The following is a 15,617-nucleotide window of genomic DNA, read 5'->3' on the forward strand; positions in this document are numbered from 1 at the left end:
CCGCGCCCGCCAGCCCTGCCCCAGCGGCAACATGCGGCCTCAGCCGATCCGCCGCCCGGCCTCGATATGGGCCCGCCCCCCGCGCAGCCGGCGGTCCAGCCGCTGGACGAACCGCCCGGTGCCCACGGTCAGGCTCTGAACCGTCTCGGGTTCGGCGACCAGTTCGGCGTGTCTGTCCGAGAAATAGCCGATTCGGCTATTTTGCCCCATATTCATAGCCGTTCCGTCAGCTGGGGTCATCGCTTCCCACACCGGGCGACCGCCATGGGGACCGGGTGCGATCGTATGTTCCAGCCCCATCATCGCCAGCATGGTCGGCACGATGTCGGCGGTGCCGGTCGCGGTCTCGATCCTGGCTCCGCTCCGGAAGCGGTCGCCGACCAGCGCCCCCAGGCTCAGGATCTCTTTCGGGTGCAGCCCGCCATGGATGCCCACCCCGTCGCCCAGGCCGTTGTCATGCAGGCAGGTCCCGGTCAGGCCCCACTGGTCCGGCTCGTCGAAGTTCCGCAATACGAAAACAAGATCGGCTGCCCGGGCATGGTCGATGCCCGCGAGCCGCCGGTCGAAGGTCCCCGGGGCCTGGCCTTCCACCCCGTCCCGGCCGGGGGCCGAGAACACCATGCCGATCTCGTCCATCTCCATCAGGGCTGCCGCCACCTTCGCCGCCAGCGCCGGGGAACGATCACGCACCAGCATGTTTCCGCAATAGCCCGGAATCAGGGCCACATCGGCTCCGTCGGCCAGGTGCCGGTCGACCCTGAACCCCGCCGACCGCAGCGCCGCCGCCAGATCGAAGCGCCGGGTCTGGGTAACATGTGCATGATCAGACACAAAAATCAGCTGCACGCCCGCGGCCCGACCCTCGGCCTCCCACCAGTCCGCAACCCGGCCGATCTGGTCGTCCACCGCCCGCATCGCGCCCAGCGAGGTTTCGGATCCGATGCCGAAAACATGGTAGGCATTGTCGGGCTCGCCATACCACAGAATGGTGACGTCCGGCAGGTCGCGGGTGATGACCGTCAGGAAGGCGTCGGTCATCCAGCGGGTGCCGGCCAGGTCGGGATACTGCTTCGGTGCCTCGGGCCGGCCCACCTCGTCCAGGATCGCCCGCACCTCGGCCTCGGGGAAGGAACTCTCGGGCTGGTGGACCGACAGGCACAGCGCGTCCAGCCCGGTCATCGGCTGTTTCAGCCGCACGCTGCCGGCGGAATTGGCCGACAGCACCTTCAGCCGCCGGCCGTTGGCCGCCAGAATCTCGCCCAGGGTCGGGGTCGTGAACAGCCGGCCGTCATAGGCCGCGGTCGCCTTCTCGATCTTGGCGACGTCATAGCCCTCGAAGCGCTCGCGGGCGTCGACCCGGGGGTCCAGGAAGAAGTTCGCCACCATGCCATGGCCTGATGGCCGGGCGCCGGTCACCAGGGTCGGCAGGTTGACATAGGTCTCGGTCGGGAAGGCGGCGGAATGGCGGGCCAGCACGGTGCCCCGCTCCAGCAGCGCCGTCAGCACCGGCATGCGATCGTGGGTGACGAGTTCCGGGCGCAGGCCGTCTAGGCCGATCAGCAGAAAGCGCATGGGGGGCGGGCTCCGGTGGCGGCGGCTGCCGAGAGGATCGGGAGGAGGTGACATAGCAGGATCATGTTGCACCTCTGTGATCGGCCTGCCCAGTCCTGTCTGGTTTAAACCAGGTATCGGTGTCCTCATCGGCTCTGGCGAGGGGGGGCGCGCTGCTGTTAGGTTGGGCAGATTTTCCCCGACGGACAAGCGGATGACCCTGCGCGACCCGATCTATCTCAAGGCCAAAACCCATCTGAGCGACGGGCTGGACGAGGGCCGCTGGCGGCCCGGGGACAAGCTGCCCTCGGAACGGGATCTGGCGCGCCAGCTCCTGCTGGACCGCAATCTCGTCCGCCATGCCCTGATGGCGCTGGAAGGCGAAGGGCGGGTGATGCGGCTGGATCGCCGGGGCTGGTTCGCCACCCCGCCCCGCCTGGCCTTCGACCCGGTCAACCATGTCAACTTCGCCCGCGCCGCCCGCGACCAGGGGCGGGATCCGGGCTGGCAGTCGCTGCAGCGCGACATGGTGCCCGCCCCCGGGCCCGAGGCCCGGGCGATGCGGCTTCCGCCCGGCACGCCGCTGCTGCGCACCTTCGCCTGGGGGGCGCTCGACGGGGTGCGGGTCTATGTCGAGGAAACCTTCTACAACCCCCGCCTCGGGCCGGTCGCCGATACGCAATGGCGTGGACGCTCCACCACCGAGGTCTGGGAAGAGGATTTCGGCATCCGGCCCCGCCAGCGCAATCTTCTGGTCCGCCCCGTGCGGCTGGCCGGAGAGGTGCTCGAGGTTCTGGCACTGGCCCCGGGTGCGCCGGGGGTGTACATCCGCCGCATCAAGGTCGACGAGGTGGGCAATGTCATCGAGATCGACCATGAATACTGGCGGTTCGATGCCGTCGAATTCAGAATGTAAGCCTGACCACGCCGCATGGGGGCCGCCTGCCCGGCTCCCCCGTGCAGCCGCCCGAGGAGAGACCGGATGAAGACCCGCGCCGCCGTCGCGTTCGCGCCGAACACGCCGCTCGAGATCGTCGAGCTCGACCTGGAAGGTCCGAAAGAGGGCGAGGTTCTGGTCGAGATCATGGCCACCGGCATCTGCCATACCGATGCCTATACGCTGTCGGGCAAGGACAGCGAGGGCGTGTTCCCCAGCATCCTGGGGCACGAGGGCGCGGGCATCGTCCGCGAGGTCGGTGCCGGCGTCACCTCGGTGAAGCCCGGTGATCATGTGATCCCGCTCTACACGCCCGAATGCCGCCAGTGCAAGACCTGCCTGTCGCAGAAGTCCAATCTGTGCACCGCGATCCGTGCCACTCAGGGCAAAGGGCTGATGCCCGACGGCACCAGCCGTTTCTCGCTCAAGGGCCAGCCGATCTACCACTATATGGGCTGCTCGACCTTCTCGAACTTCACCGTGATGCCCGAGATCGCGGTTGCGAAGATCCGCGAGGACGCGCCCTTCGACAAGGTCTGCTATATCGGCTGCGGCGTCACCACCGGCATCGGTGCCGTGCTCTATACCGCCAAGGTGGAAGCGGGTGCCGATGTGGCCGTGTTCGGCCTGGGCGGCATCGGCCTGAACGTGATCCAGGGCGCGAAGATGGTCGGCGCCGACCGGATCATCGGCGTCGACATCAACCCGGCGAAACGGGCGATGGCCGAGGCGTTCGGCATGACCCACTTCATCAACCCCAAGGAGGTCGGTGCCGACAGGGTCGTGCAGGCGATCACCGATCTGACCGGCGGCGGCGTCGACTACTCCTTCGACTGCACCGGCAACACCACCGTGATGCGTCAGGCCCTGGAATGCTGCCATCGCGGCTGGGGCCAGTCGATCATCATCGGTGTGGCCGAGGCGGGGCAGGAAATCTCCACCCGTCCCTTCCAGCTGGTCACCGGCCGGGTCTGGCGCGGCTCGGCCTTTGGTGGTGCCCGCGGCCGGACCGACGTGCCGAAGATCGTCGACTGGTACATGCAGGGCAAGATCCGCATCGACGAACTGATCACCGATGTCATGCCGCTGGATCAGATCAATCATGGCTTCGATCTGATGCATGAAGGCAAGTCGATCCGCTCGGTCGTGGTCTACTGATCCGATGATCGTGAAAGACATGGAGACGATCTCCACCAGCCGCTGCTTCGGCGGTACCCAGGGGATCTATGCCCATGCGTCGGCCGAGACCCGCACCCGCATGCGGTTCTCGGTCTTCGTGCCGCCGCAGGCAGAGCAGGGGCCGGTGCCGGTGGTCTGGTTCCTGTCGGGGCTGACCTGCACGGAAGAGAACTTCACCGTCAAGGCCGGTGCCCAGCGCATGGCTGCGGCGCTGGGGCTGATGCTGGTCGCCCCCGATACCAGCCCGCGCGGGGTGGACGACGGCGGCGAGACGGTGCCCGACGATCCGGAGGGGGCCTGGGATTTCGGTCTGGGGGCCGGCTTTTATGTCGACGCCACCGAAGCCCCCTGGGCGCGCAACTACCGGATGTTCTCTTACATCTCGGACGAGCTGCCGCAGCTGATCGCCGGGGCCTTCCCGGCCGATATGAATGCCCAGGGCATCATGGGGCATTCGATGGGCGGGCATGGTGCGCTGACCATCGCGCTGCGCCATCCCGGTCGGTTCCGCTCGGTCTCGGCCTTTGCGCCGATCGTGTCGCCGCTGAACTGCCCCTGGGGCGAAAAGGCGCTGGGCGGCTATCTGGGGCCCGATCGCAGCCGCTGGCGGGCCCATGACACCGTCGCCCTGATCGAAGACGGTGCCCGCTGCCCGCATATCCTGGTCGACCAGGGCATGGCCGACGGGTTCGTCGCCAGCCAGCTGAAGCCCGACCTGCTGGAAGCCGCCTGCAATGCGGCGGGCCAGCCGCTGACGCTCAACCGGCGCGACGGCTATGACCACAGCTATTACTTCATTGCCAGCTTCATGGAAGACCATCTCCGCTGGCATGCGGCGGCACTCAGGGACTGATATCCCCGATCTGGCCGGGCGGGATCACCTCTCGCCCGGCCCATCTCCATCCCCGTTGTCGTCCCCATCCCCATCCTTCTCCCGATGGCTCTTGTCGGGATGCGCCGGGGCGTCGGGATCGGTCAGCGCCCGGATCAGGTCGGCGATCGCCCGCCGGGCCAGCGGATGTGACACAGCCTCGATCCGGGGCAGGTCCGGTTCGCTGCGCTCGGGCGTGCGGCGGCGCGGCGGTACCGTCATCGGATCGGTGGTATCGTCCAGCAGGGCCGACGGCGCCACCTCCAGAACCTCCGCCAGCAGGACAAGGGTGCTGGCCGCGATGCGGTTGCGGCCCTTTTCGTACTTCTGAAGTTGCTGAAAACTGATGCCGAGCGCCGCTGCGCAGCGCTGCTGGGTCAGTCCACGCGCCCTGCGGATGGTGCGGATCCGTCGGCCGACCGCCGCTGCGAAAACCTCCTCCGCGACCTTTCCGCGCCGTGGACGTGACGACGGCGCCAGATCGTCGCCATCGTCTTCCCACAGGCCATCGGCGTCCCACAAAACGGTCGTGCCGGAATACAGCAGCTCCATCCACGTCCTCCCGTCGGCAGAATGCGATCGTGCTTCCACCTCAGATTGAAGCACATTTCGTGAGGATCGCGCTACATATCAATCGCCATGCGAGATACAAAGCAAGGCGTGTGCCATGTTGTGATAATTCGACCGGCGGTGTATGGCGGCCGGGGGGAGGCGCGGCCGCCATGGTGTCGCCGGCTCAGAGCAGGGCGTCGATGGCCTCGGTGGGGCGGCCGACCACAGCGTGGCCGCCACGCAGCACCACCGGGCGCTCGATCAGCCGCGGCGTTGCGGCCATGGCGGCGACGAGGGCGGCGTCGTCCTTCGCCGGATCGTCCAGGCCAAGCCCCTTGTATTCGGGTTCGGCCTTGCGGATCAAGGCCCTGGCCCCACCCACCGCCGCGGCGACGCGGGCGATTTCTTCGGCCGGGGGCGGGGTGTCCAGATAGCGCACCACGCGCGGTGCCAGGCCGCGGGCCTCGATCCGTTCCAGGGCCGCACGCGACTTGGAGCAGCGCGGGTTGTGCCAGATCACGATCTCGTCGGTGGTCATGATGGATATCCGTTCCGGTTCAGCTGCGCTTCGCTTCGATGGCATCCCAGATCGCCGCGGCGAGATTGGTGCCGTCGAAGCGCTCGATCTCCTGCAGGCCGGTGGGCGAGGTGACGTTGATCTCGGTCAGATAGTCGCCGATCACGTCGATACCGACGAAGATCAGCCCCTGCCGGCGCAGTTCCGGGCCGATCGCCTCGCAGATCTCGCGCTCGCGGGCTGTCAGCGCCGTGGGTTCGGGGCGGCCGCCGACATGCATGTTCGACCGGGCCTCTCCCTCGGCCGGCACGCGGTTGATGGCGCCCAGCGGTTCGCCATCGACCAGGATGATGCGCTTGTCGCCCTTGCGCACGTCGGACAGATAGCGCTGGGCGATGATCGGCTCGCGGCCCAGCCGGCTGAACACCTCGATCGCGCTGTTGAAGTTCTCGTCGTCCGGGCGGATGCGGAACACCGCCGCGCCGCCATTGCCGTAGAGCGGCTTCAGGATGATGTCGCGGTGCTCGGCCCGGAAATCGCGCAGGGCCTGGACATCGGCGGTGATCAGGGTGGGCGGTGCCAGCTCGGGATAATGGGTCACCAGCAGCTTTTCCGGCGCATTGCGCACCGACTGCGGGTCGTTCACCACCAGCGTTTTCGGATGGACGTGCTCCAGGATATGGGTGGTGGTGATATAGGCCATGTCGAAGGGCGGATCCTGGCGGAGCAGCACGACGTCCATGGTGGTCAGGTCGCGCAGCTCCAGCGCTCCCAGGCGGAAATGATCGCCGGCCATGCGGCGCACGGTGACCTCGTGGCCGCGGGCGGTGACCCGGCCGTCGCGCAGCGCCAGATCGCGGGGCAGGTAGTAGAACAGGCTGTGCCCGCGGCGCTCGGCCTCCAGCATCAGGGCGAAGGTGCTGTCGGCATTGATGTCGATCGACTGGATCGGGTCCATCTGGACCGCAACGGCAAGGCTCATGGGACGGGAAACTCCTCAGCGCGGATGAAGCCTGTGGCGGCCGATATGGGGTGGATCCGGGCGGGGCGGAAGATGGACAGCGTGGATCCGGGCGGGGCGGAAGATGGACAGCGTGGATCCGGGCGGGGCGGAAGATGGTCCGTGACGGGACCACCGCTCAATTCAGCTCGGCGCGCAGCCGTTCGACCAGGGTGAGGGCCCGCCTGCGGGGTTCCTCGGCGGTGGTGTTGGCGGCGAAGACCTCCAGGGCCTGAACGGCGCCCAGCTGCTCGCCCAGCCGGGCGCGCATCAGCCCCAGCTCGTACCACAGCGCCCAGTCGGTGGGCGCAATCAGCAGCATGCGGGCCAGCACGTCGCGGGCGCGGTCCAGCTCGCCCCGGCCGGCGGCCCGGATCTTCAGATTGTTCTGCAGGCGCAGCAGCACCGCCCGCCGGTCCACCGCCCGATAATGCTCGGGTTCCAGCTCTGCGGTGTCGCCTGCCACCTGCTTCAGCAGCGCGCGCAGATCCGAAGTTTCCACCACCCGTCCGCGATCGAAGGGATCGACCAGCACCCGGTCCATGCCGCCTTCCACGCGGATCAGGAAATGGGCGGGAAAATTGACCCCAACGACCGGCCAGCCCAGCGTTTCGCCCAGATGCATGGCCAGCACGCCCAGGGCCACCGGCAGGCCGCGGCGGCGCTCCAGCACCCGGGCCAGGCTGGCATTGTCGTCGTGGTCATAGGTCTCGTCGTCGCCGTCGAAGCCATAGCGGCCGTGAAGGATATCGGCGATCAGCACCGCCCGGTCGCGGGCGCCGTCATCGGCATCGGCGGCATCGACCCCGGTCTTCAGCCCGCGGGCCATGGCCTCGGTTTCGGCCGCCAGCGACATCTCTTCCAGCAGGGCCCGCGCCTTTGCAGGATCGGCCGTCGGATGGTCGAGTGCCGAGAGCAGCAATGCGGTCTCCGCGATCGGGATCGCATCGTCATCCAGCCGGCCGACGGCCTCCAGCCTGCGGGCGATGGCCGCCCGCTCCGATGGGGCGCCCGCGCTCATCCTCCGGCTCCCGGGCGCTTGACCTCGACATAGGATACCACCCGCTTCACCCCTGAAATGCCGCGGGCGATCTCCACGGCCCGGGCATGTTCCGCATCGCTGGCCGCCAGCCCGATCAGATAGACCACGGCGCCCGAGACCTCGATATTGTAGTTGAACGAATTGACCGCCTCGTCGGCCAGCAGCGCGGCCCGGACCTTTGTGGTGAGCCATGTGTCACGTGCGTAGTCGCCGAGGTCACCTTCCCCCACCACGCGGATCTCGTCCATCACCTGCGTGACGCCCGGAACGCCCCGCGCGATGCTCACCGCTTCCGACTTCCAGGTCTGGGTGGCCACCCGGCCGGTCAGCAGAACCCGGCCCTGATTGACCTGGATGTGCACCGGGCGGTAAAGCTCGTCGACCTGGCGCTCGAAGTAACGCCGGGCGATGCCGGCGCGGATATCGGCATCCGACACCACGCCGCCGATGCCACGTTCATCCGCGGCGGCCGAAACGGCGGTGGCACCGCCGGTGGCCACGGCGGCGGCGCAGGCTTGAAGCAGGCCGGCCAGGGCGATCGCCACAAGCGGCACGGCCAGGCGGCGGAGAGGGGTGGTCCGGGAAAAAAGCTCGGTCATGGGCTCGGTCGTCGGGGGTGACGTCAGGACGTTGAACGGCGCGCGCATCCTAGCACCGGCTGCGGGCACTGCGCCATCTGGTGCAGCCGGGTCAGGATCCGTCGGGGCGCCAGGCATCGGGCAGATGATGGGGCAGGCCCAGCCGGTCGACCCAGATCAGGTCGAAGCGCAGGCCTTCGACACCGCCGGCCCCCAGCGTCTCACCGCGCGCCAGCACCCAGTCGGCGGCGCGGGCCAGACGGCGGCGCTGGGCCGGCAGCACCGCCTCGCCGGCGGTTGCCCGATCCGGGCGGCGCTTGACCTCGACGACGGCGAGCATCCGCCCGCGCCGGGCCAGGATATCGATCTCGCCCGCGGGTGTCTTCAGCCGCCGGGCCAGGATCCGCCAGCCGGTGAGCCGCAGGCGAAGTGCCGCCAGCGCCTCCGCCCGCCGGCCGGCACGTTCCGACGACCGGCCCCGGGCGATCCGGGGGCTGCGCGTGCCGCCGCCGCTCACCCCTCGCCCTCTGCATCGTCGTCGCCGGTCAGCGCCACGGCGCGGGCATAGAAGGCCTTGCGCGGCGCGCCGGTCAGCTCCGCCAGCAGCCTGGCCGCCCGGTTGGCGCCCAGCGCCTTGACCAGCGGCGGCAGCAGCTTCTCCACCGCGGCCGCATCCAGCGCCCCGCCGGCGGGCAGGGCGTCGCCTTCCCCGGCCGCCTCGCGTGCCGGTGTCCGATGGCCTTCGATCAGCAGCACGATCTCGCCGCGCGGCGGTGTCGCCTCGAAGCGGGCGGCAAGCTCGGGCAGGGGGCCGCGGACGACCTCTTCATAAAGCTTGGTGAGTTCCCGTGCGACCGCCGCCTGACGGGGGCCCAGCGCCTCGGCCAGCTCGGTCAGGGTGCGGGCGATGCGGTTGGGGCTTTCATAGAACACCAGCGTCGCCGGCTCGTGGGCCAGGCCTGCAAAGCTGCTGCGGCGTTCGCCGGGCTTCGCCGGCGGAAACCCCAGGAACAGCACCCGGTCGGTCGGCAGGCCCGCGATCGACAGCGCCGCGGTCAGGGCCGAAGCCCCCGGTAGGGCACGGACCTGGTGGCCGGCGCCTGCGGCCTCGCGCACCAGCTTGTAGCCGGGGTCCGACACCAGCGGCGTCCCGGCATCCGAGACGAGCGCGATCCGCTCCCCCGCCTCCAGCCGGCGCAGCACCTCGGGGCGCATGCGGGCGGCATTGTGCTCGTGATAGGGGGCGAGCTTCGCCCTGACGCCCCAATGGCCCAGCAGCCGGCCGGTGGTGCGGGTATCCTCGCACAGCACAAGGTCGGCCTGGCCCAGCACATCCAGGGCGCGCGGGGTCATGTCGCCCAGATTGCCGATCGGCGTCGCCACCGCATACAGGCCCGGATCGATCCGCCGGCCCGGGCGCGGCGGCAGGCCCGCCTCGCCCTCGGGGTCGTCCGCGTGTTGTCTCGGGCCGGGGCTGCCATTACTCTGATCGCCACCCTGGTCGCCGCAGTCCGGGCCGTGGCCGCTTTCGTGGTCCGCCGGGCCGGCCTCTGCCGCAACGACATCCGATGAGATCCGATCCCGTGAAAACTGACCGGTCCCGTGTCCGTCCGGCTGAACCCGGCCCGCTCTACCGCCTGCTTCGTCGCTCGCGCGCGTCGTCATTGCGTCTCTTGCCTCTCGCGGCGATGCTCGTGCTTGCCGCCTGTCAGAGCCAGAGGGTAGAGCCGCCGGCGCCTCCGGCACAAGTGCAGCCGCAGCAGCCCCAGCAGCCGGTGCAGGTTCTGCCCCAGCAGCCGCCGAAGCCGGCGGTGCCGGAAAGCCCGCTCGACCTGCCGCCGGGTGCGCTCCGTGTCGGTCTGCTGGTGCCGATGACCGGCCCCCAGGCCGGTTTCGGCCAGGCGATGATCGATGCCGCCACGCTCGCGCTCGCGGATGTGAAGGCCGATGACGTGGTGCTGCTGCCCCGCGACAGCGGTGCCGAGCCTCAGCAGAGCGCCGCCGCGGCCCGCGACCTGGTCGAAAACCAGGCCGCGACCGTGCTGCTCGGGCCGATCTACGGCCGCAACGTGCCGGCGGTGGCCGAGGTCGCCGCCCCCCGTCAGGTGCCGGTCGTCGCCTTCTCGAACGACACCTCGGCACTTCGCCCGGGCGTGCATCTGATCGGGCTGGCGCCCGAGGTGCAGGTCGAAAGGGTGGTGGACTATGCCGTCCAGCAGGGCAAGAGCCGCTTTGCCGCCCTGCTGCCCTATGGCGCCTATGGGGATCGGCTGGCCGAAAGCTACCGCAAGGCGGTGGCCCGCACCGGGGCCGAACTGGTCGATATCGTGCGCTATTCCGACCCCGGATCCGATGCGCAGGATGCCGTCCGGCGCCTGTCGGGCGGGCAGCAGACGCCCCCCTTCGACAGCCTGTTGCTGGCCGAGACCGGCGAGCGGCTGCGCGGCATCGCCAGCCTGTTGCCCTATTACGGCATCGATGCGGGCGAGGCGCAGATCCTGGGCACCGCCCTCTGGATGGACCAGCCGGTCGGCCGCGACCAGAACCTGCAGGGCGCCTGGTATGCCGCCCCCGACCGCGGCGCCTGGGACAGTTTCGTGCGCCGCTTCAGCGCGCTGTTCGGCGCGCAGCCGCCGGCGCTGGCGGGGCTGTCCTATGATGCGACCGCCCTTGCCGCGGTGCTGGGCCGCAAGGGTCAGCTGGCGCGCGAACTCGACAATCCTGACGGGTTTGCCGGCGTGAACGGCCTGTTCCGCTTCGATCAAAAGGGCGCGGCCGAACATGCGCTCGCCATCTATCAGGTGACGGCGACCGGCGGCGAACTGCTCGATCCGGCGGCCCAGCGCTTCACCGCCGGTGCGCGCCCCGGGGAGGGCGTGATCCGGTCCAACCCGCTTGCCGCCCCCACCCAGCCGGCGGCATCCAGCGTGCCGCCCACCACCGGGGGAACCCCCACCACTGGCGTGCCGCCCACCACCGGCGCGACGCAGGCCACCGGTACCACCGGCGCGGCGACCGGCGCCGCAAGTGGTGCGGCACCGCAGGGCCTCACCGGTTCTACGTCTGGCGCGTCTGTGCCGCCGGCGCGCTGACCGCGCGCCGTCAGGCCCCGGGAAGCAGTCAGTCCTCGGGAAGCAGTCAGGCCTCGGGAAACCGCTCGTCCAGATCGTCGGCGAGCAGATGGGCGGTCAGCGCTCCCAGCACCAGCCGGCCGGCGGGCGTCGCCACCAGCCGGTCGGTGCGCCCGGCGACGAAGCCGCCCTCCACCGCCTGGGCAAGGCGGGTGGCATCCACCGCATCGCGCAGCGCCACGCCGGTCCGGCGCTCGAAGACGGCGGGGTCGATGCCGGCATCGAGCCGGAGCCCCATCATCAGCGCCTCTTCCGCCGCCCGTGCCTGCCCCACGACCACGGCTTCATCGCGACCGTGACCATGGGCATCGACCAGATCGAGCCAGGTTTCGGGCGCCCGCGCCCGCCGGGTGGCTTCGCGCCGGCCGTCCGGACCCGTCGGCACCCGGCCATGGGCGCCGGGCCCGATGCCGGCATAGTCGGCATAGGTCCAGTAGGCGAGATTGTGGCGGCATTCGAATCCCGGCCGGGCGTGGTTCGACACCTCGTAGGCAGGCAGCCCCGCAGCGGCCAGCCGCGCGGTCGTCGCCTCGTAGAGATCCGCCGCCTCGTCATCCTCGGGCAGGACCAGTTCCCCGCGGGCATGGCGGGTGTGGAAGGCGGTGCCCGGCTCGATGGTCAGCTGATAGAGCGACAGATGGTCGGCAGCCAGGCCGACCGCGCGGTCAAGCTCCGCCATCCAGGCGGCCATGGTCTGGCCCGGCCGGGCATAGATCAGGTCGAAGGACATGCGCGGGAAGATCTCGCGGGCCTGGCCGATGGCATCCAGCGCCTCGGCCAGGCCATGCGCCCGCCCCAGCGCCTTCAGCGCAGCCTCGTCCAGCGCCTGGACGCCGATCGACAGCCGTTCCACGCCGGCCGCGCGGAAGTCCTTGAGCCTGGCGGACTCCACCGTGGTCGGGTTGGCCTCCAGGCTGATTTCAGGCGCGCCCCCGGCCGGAAACAGGGCGCGGGCCCGCTCGATGATCCGGCCGGTGGTGGCGGGGTCCATCAGCGAGGGCGTGCCGCCGCCGAAGAAAATCGACCCCAGCGGCCGCGGCCCCAGCCGTCGGGCTTCGTCTTCCAGCTCGGTCAGCAGGGCGCGTTCCCAGCGGGGCCCGTCGATCTTCTCCCGCACATGGCTGTTGAAGTCGCAATAGGGGCATTTGGAGACGCAGAACGGCCAGTGGACGTAGAGCGCGAGCGGTTCGGTGGCGGCGGTGGTCATCCCGGGGGTCAGTCAGGTTCGAAACAGGCGCGGACCAGCTGGCGGAAGGCGATGGCGCGGTGGCTGATCGCATGCTTCTCTGCCGGCTCGAACTCGCCGAACGTGCGGCTGTCGCCTTCGGGCACGAAGATCGGGTCGTAGCCGAAGCCGTTGCTGCCACGGGGCGGGAATTCCAGATGTCCCTGGATGACGCCCTCGAAGGTTTCCACCGCGCCGTCCGGCCAGGCCAGCGCCAGGGCGCATACGAAGGCACCCCGGCGGTTGGGGTCGTCGCCCATCCGGGTGCGGACCAGTTCGATCGCCACGGCGAAATCCTTGGATGGGCCGGCCCAGCGCGCGGAATAGATGCCGGGTGCCCCGTCCAGCGCCTCGACGGTCATGCCGCTGTCGTCCGCGAGGGCGGGCAGGCCCGAGGCCTCGGCTGCAGCCCGCGCCTTGAGCACGGCATTGTCGATGAAGGTCAGGCCGGTCTCTTCGGGCTCGGGCAGGCCGAGGTCGCCGGCCGAGACCACATCCACGCCGAAGGGCTCCAGCAGCTCGCGGATCTCCACCACCTTGCCCTTGTTGTGGCTGGCGATGACGAGGCGGTCCTCGGTAAAACGACGATGGGGGCTGGTCATCCGAAGCTCTCCGGTCAGCGGTCCTTGCGCTGGGCGGCCGCCAGCGCATCGCCCAGGGTGCCGAGCGGCCGTCCCTGCTGATTGCGGTCGCGATCGGGCGCGCGGCCGCCGCCGCCATTGTTGCCGCCGCCCTTGCCGCCACCGCCCTTGCCGCCACCGGCACTGCGGTTGCCGCCGCCCGGCTTGCCGCTGCCCTGTTTCTGCGCCTTCTGCTGCTGGGCCAGCTGCTCGGGGGACAGCGGCGGCGGGGTGGCGAGGTCGGGCCGGCCTTCCATGGCGGCGATGATCGCCTCTTTCTGCAGCTCGAACAGCCGTGCCGTGCCGATTTCGGCCAGTTCGACCAGGCGGCGGAACTGGGTGGGCGAGAACGGGTCGGCCTCGGCGGTCGCCTGGACCTCGACGATGCCCCCGCCTTCGGCCAGCACGAAATTGGCATCGGCCTCGGCGCGGCTGTCCTCGTCATAATCGAGATCGAGCACGGCCTCGCCGTCGACCAGGCCACACGAGATGGCCGCCACTGCCCGGGTGATCGGATGTTCGGTCAGATCCCGCGTCGCCACCAGCTTCTGCAGCGCCAGCCACAGGGCGACATAGCCGCCGGTGATCGAGGCGGTACGGGTGCCGCCATCGGCCTGGATGACGTCGGCATCGACCCGGATCTGGCGCTCACCCAGCTTCTGCATGTCGACGACCGCGCGCAGGCTGCGGCCGATCAGGCGCTGAATCTCGACCGTGCGGCCCTGCTGCTTGCCCTTGGCGGCCTCGCGATCGGTGCGGCTGTGGGTCGCGCGCGGCAGCATGCCGTATTCCGCGGTCACCCAGCCCTTGCCGGTGTTGCGCAGGAAGGGCGGCACCTTCTCTTCCACCGTCGCCGTCACCAGCACCTTGGTGTCGCCGAAATGAACCAGGCACGAGCCCTCGGCATATTTGTTCACCATCGGTTCGAACCGGATGACGCGGAGCGCATCGACGGCACGGCCGGACAGGCGCATCGGAGACTGACGCATGGGGAGACGAGGCCTCGGCAGCGGGCGATGCGGGTGCATCACCCCGGATAACGGATCGGGAGGGGCGGACGGTGCGGAACATGGTTGCGGTGTCGTACCGGCCGGCTGGCTGGTAAAGCTACGCGCTCGGGCCCGGGCTTGCAATGTCGGCAGACCGTCGCCGCACTATGCCCCGGCCCGCGCCATGTCCTAGAGTTGACGGTCGAAGGCCCCCCTCTTACATACCGGCTCGGACGGCCATCCCGGCCGGTCGGACCGTCATCGACGTCGGACCGTCAGCGGAGGGTCAAGGTGGAGCGGATCAGATCCATGTCGCGCGCGAATGATCGGGAGAATGTCGACCGTCAGGCGCTCGAAGCCCTGGAAGGCTTCGGCGGGCCGCCGCGCGCCTTCCAGCAGCTGAACGAGCGCTCACGCGAGGTGTTCCGCCATGTGGTCGACGCCTTCGTCGAGACCGGCGAGCCGGTCGCCTCGCGGACCATCGCCCGCCGGCTGGGCAGCAGCCTGTCGCCCGCCACCATCCGCAACGTGATGGCCGATCTTGAGGAAAGCGGGCTGCTTTATGCGCCGCATACCTCGGCCGGGCGGCTGCCGACCGATATCGGGCTGCGACTGTTCGTCGATGGCCTGCTCGAGATCGGCGACCTGTCCGATGACGAGCGCCGGGCGATCGACAGCCAGTGCAACGGTGCCGGCCGCAGCATGGCCCAGGTCCTGACCGAGGCGAGCGGCGTGGTCGCCGAGATGTCGCGCTGCGTTGGGCTGGTGATCGCCCCCAAGAGCGAAGCCGGGCTGAAGCATGTGGAATTCGTGCCGCTGTCGGAAAACCGGGCCCTGGTGATCCTGGTCGACGAGAACGGCATGGTCGAGAACCGGGTGATGCCGCTGCCCCCTGGCCTGCCGCCGGCCAAGCTGATCGAGGCCGGCAATTATCTGAGCGCGCGGCTGCGCGGCCGCACCATGGACGAGGCCCGCCAGCTGATCGGTGACGAAATCGCCCGTAACTCGGCCGAGATCGACACCCTGACCGCCCGGGTGGTGGAGCAGGGGCTGGCGACCTGGTCGGGCGGCCATGACGACGGGCTGCTGATCGTCAGCGGCCAGTCGCGGCTGCTCGACAATGTTTCGGCGCTGTCGGATATCGAGCGCATCCGCCGGCTGATGGAGGCGCTGGAGACCAAGAAGGACATCCTGCGCCTGCTGAACGAAAGCCAGCGGGCGGAAGGGGTCCAGATCTTCATCGGGTCGGAGAGCGCGCTTTTCGGCCTGAGCGGCTGTTCCGTGATCGCGGCACCGCTGACCGACCAGAACCGGCGCTATGTGGGTGCGATCGGCGTGATCGGGCCCACCCGGGTGAACTATGCCCGGATCGTGCCGGTGGTGGATTACACGGCAAAACTGATCGGGCGGTTGATCGGCTGACGG

General features: G+C 69.6%; 15 protein-coding genes and 1 pseudogene. 5 read left to right on the plus strand and 11 right to left on the minus strand.

Translation table 11 applies throughout. The features are described from left to right. Positions 1-39: 39 nt before the first annotated feature. The gene (locus WI697_RS01680) at positions 40-1,572 is read right to left on the minus strand and encodes an alkaline phosphatase family protein (protein ID WP_345957168.1); all 1,533 of its coding nucleotides are present in this window, start codon (positions 1,570-1,572) and stop codon (positions 40-42) included. A 193-nt stretch (positions 1,573-1,765) separates the two neighbouring features. Between WI697_RS01680 and WI697_RS01685 the strand changes: the two genes are divergently transcribed. From WI697_RS01685 to fghA, 3 genes are all read left to right on the plus strand, one after another. Continuing rightward, positions 1,766-2,467 carry a GntR family transcriptional regulator gene (locus WI697_RS01685; protein WP_014746973.1) on the plus strand — a complete coding sequence of 234 codons (702 nt, stop codon included), beginning with the start codon at positions 1,766-1,768 and terminating at the stop codon, positions 2,465-2,467. Between the two features lie 66 nt (positions 2,468-2,533). After that, entirely contained in the window at positions 2,534-3,646 is a 1,113-nt protein-coding gene (locus WI697_RS01690; RefSeq protein WP_345957169.1) for an S-(hydroxymethyl)glutathione dehydrogenase/class III alcohol dehydrogenase, read from the plus strand. A 19-nt stretch (positions 3,647-3,665) separates the two neighbouring features. After that, the gene (gene fghA / locus WI697_RS01695) at positions 3,666-4,520 is read left to right on the plus strand and encodes an S-formylglutathione hydrolase (protein ID WP_345957171.1); all 855 of its coding nucleotides are present in this window, start codon (positions 3,666-3,668) and stop codon (positions 4,518-4,520) included. Between the two features lie 24 nt (positions 4,521-4,544). Here the strand turns inward: fghA and WI697_RS01700 are convergent, their stop codons facing one another. The 7 genes from WI697_RS01700 to rsmI form a co-directional block, all read right to left on the minus strand. Continuing rightward, positions 4,545-5,090: a helix-turn-helix domain-containing protein gene (locus WI697_RS01700; protein WP_062766919.1), complete on the minus strand. Its 546-nt coding sequence runs from the start codon at positions 5,088-5,090 to the stop codon at positions 4,545-4,547. Positions 5,091-5,274: 184 nt separating this feature from the next. Next, complete coding sequence (gene arsC, locus WI697_RS01705) at positions 5,275-5,628, minus strand: arsenate reductase (glutaredoxin) (protein ID WP_062766916.1); 354 nt, start codon at positions 5,626-5,628, stop codon at positions 5,275-5,277. A gap of 19 nt (positions 5,629-5,647) precedes the next feature. Next, a complete protein-coding gene (gene gshB / locus WI697_RS01710; protein ID WP_062766913.1) occupies positions 5,648-6,589 on the minus strand; it encodes a glutathione synthase in 942 nt (313 codons plus the stop codon). A 157-nt stretch (positions 6,590-6,746) separates the two neighbouring features. Continuing rightward, a complete protein-coding gene (locus WI697_RS01715; protein WP_062766910.1) occupies positions 6,747-7,628 on the minus strand; it encodes a SirB1 family protein in 882 nt (293 codons plus the stop codon). After that, the gene (locus WI697_RS01720; RefSeq protein ID WP_062766907.1) at positions 7,625-8,248 is read right to left on the minus strand and encodes a BON domain-containing protein; all 624 of its coding nucleotides are present in this window, start codon (positions 8,246-8,248) and stop codon (positions 7,625-7,627) included. Before WI697_RS01720 ends, WI697_RS01715 begins: the two co-directional genes overlap by 4 nt. A gap of 91 nt (positions 8,249-8,339) precedes the next feature. Beyond that, positions 8,340-8,744, minus strand: a complete 405-nt coding sequence (locus tag WI697_RS01725) for a YraN family protein (RefSeq protein ID WP_296720380.1) — start codon at positions 8,742-8,744, stop codon at positions 8,340-8,342. After that, a complete protein-coding gene (gene rsmI / locus WI697_RS01730) occupies positions 8,741-9,610 on the minus strand; it encodes a 16S rRNA (cytidine(1402)-2'-O)-methyltransferase (protein WP_345957172.1) in 870 nt (289 codons plus the stop codon). Before rsmI ends, WI697_RS01725 begins: the two co-directional genes overlap by 4 nt. 365 nt (positions 9,611-9,975) lie before the next feature. On the opposite strand from rsmI, the gene WI697_RS01735 reads away from it, so the two are divergent. Then, the gene (locus WI697_RS01735) at positions 9,976-11,319 is read left to right on the plus strand and encodes a penicillin-binding protein activator (protein ID WP_062766902.1); all 1,344 of its coding nucleotides are present in this window, start codon (positions 9,976-9,978) and stop codon (positions 11,317-11,319) included. Between the two features lie 46 nt (positions 11,320-11,365). On the opposite strand, the gene hemW is transcribed toward WI697_RS01735, so the two are convergent. The 3 genes and pseudogenes from hemW to rph form a co-directional block, all read right to left on the minus strand. After that, positions 11,366-12,565, minus strand: coding sequence for a radical SAM family heme chaperone HemW (gene hemW, locus WI697_RS01740; RefSeq protein ID WP_345957173.1), 1,200 nt, complete (start codon positions 12,563-12,565; stop codon positions 11,366-11,368). 8 nt (positions 12,566-12,573) lie between these two features. Beyond that, entirely contained in the window at positions 12,574-13,185 is a 612-nt protein-coding gene (gene rdgB, locus WI697_RS01745) for an RdgB/HAM1 family non-canonical purine NTP pyrophosphatase (protein WP_062766896.1), read from the minus strand. Between the two features lie 284 nt (positions 13,186-13,469). Continuing rightward, a pseudogene (gene rph, locus WI697_RS01750) lies at positions 13,470-14,177 on the minus strand (ribonuclease PH); the annotation flags it as partial. 324 nt (positions 14,178-14,501) lie between these two features. Here rph and hrcA point away from each other — a divergent pair. Beyond that, positions 14,502-15,614: a heat-inducible transcriptional repressor HrcA gene (hrcA, locus tag WI697_RS01755; RefSeq protein WP_231889477.1), complete on the plus strand. Its 1,113-nt coding sequence runs from the start codon at positions 14,502-14,504 to the stop codon at positions 15,612-15,614. Positions 15,615-15,617 lie beyond the last annotated feature (3 nt).

It is taken from the genome of Tistrella mobilis (assembly GCF_039634785.1).
Lineage (GTDB): Bacteria > Pseudomonadota > Alphaproteobacteria > Tistrellales > Tistrellaceae > Tistrella > Tistrella mobilis.

Excerpts from the sequence above, each read along its gene's own strand:
- fghA (WP_345957171.1), top strand. The coding sequence starts at position 3,666 with ATGGAGACGATCTCCACCAGCCGCTGCTTCGGCGGTACCCAGGGGATC.
- rdgB (WP_062766896.1), bottom strand. The coding sequence starts at position 13,185 with ATGACCAGCCCCCATCGTCGTTTTACCGAGGACCGCCTCGTCATCGCC.
- WI697_RS01680 (WP_345957168.1), bottom strand. The coding sequence starts at position 1,572 with ATGCGCTTTCTGCTGATCGGCCTAGACGGCCTGCGCCCGGAACTCGTC.
- gshB (WP_062766913.1), bottom strand. The coding sequence starts at position 6,589 with ATGAGCCTTGCCGTTGCGGTCCAGATGGACCCGATCCAGTCGATCGAC.
- WI697_RS01690 (WP_345957169.1), top strand. The coding sequence starts at position 2,534 with ATGAAGACCCGCGCCGCCGTCGCGTTCGCGCCGAACACGCCGCTCGAG.
- WI697_RS01715 (WP_062766910.1), bottom strand. The coding sequence starts at position 7,628 with ATGAGCGCGGGCGCCCCATCGGAGCGGGCGGCCATCGCCCGCAGGCTG.
- arsC (WP_062766916.1), bottom strand. The coding sequence starts at position 5,628 with ATGACCACCGACGAGATCGTGATCTGGCACAACCCGCGCTGCTCCAAG.
- WI697_RS01720 (WP_062766907.1), bottom strand. The coding sequence starts at position 8,248 with ATGACCGAGCTTTTTTCCCGGACCACCCCTCTCCGCCGCCTGGCCGTG.
- hemW (WP_345957173.1), bottom strand. The coding sequence starts at position 12,565 with ATGACCACCGCCGCCACCGAACCGCTCGCGCTCTACGTCCACTGGCCG.
- WI697_RS01685 (WP_014746973.1), top strand. The coding sequence starts at position 1,766 with ATGACCCTGCGCGACCCGATCTATCTCAAGGCCAAAACCCATCTGAGC.
- hrcA (WP_231889477.1), top strand. The coding sequence starts at position 14,502 with ATGTCGCGCGCGAATGATCGGGAGAATGTCGACCGTCAGGCGCTCGAA.
- WI697_RS01700 (WP_062766919.1), bottom strand. The coding sequence starts at position 5,090 with ATGGAGCTGCTGTATTCCGGCACGACCGTTTTGTGGGACGCCGATGGC.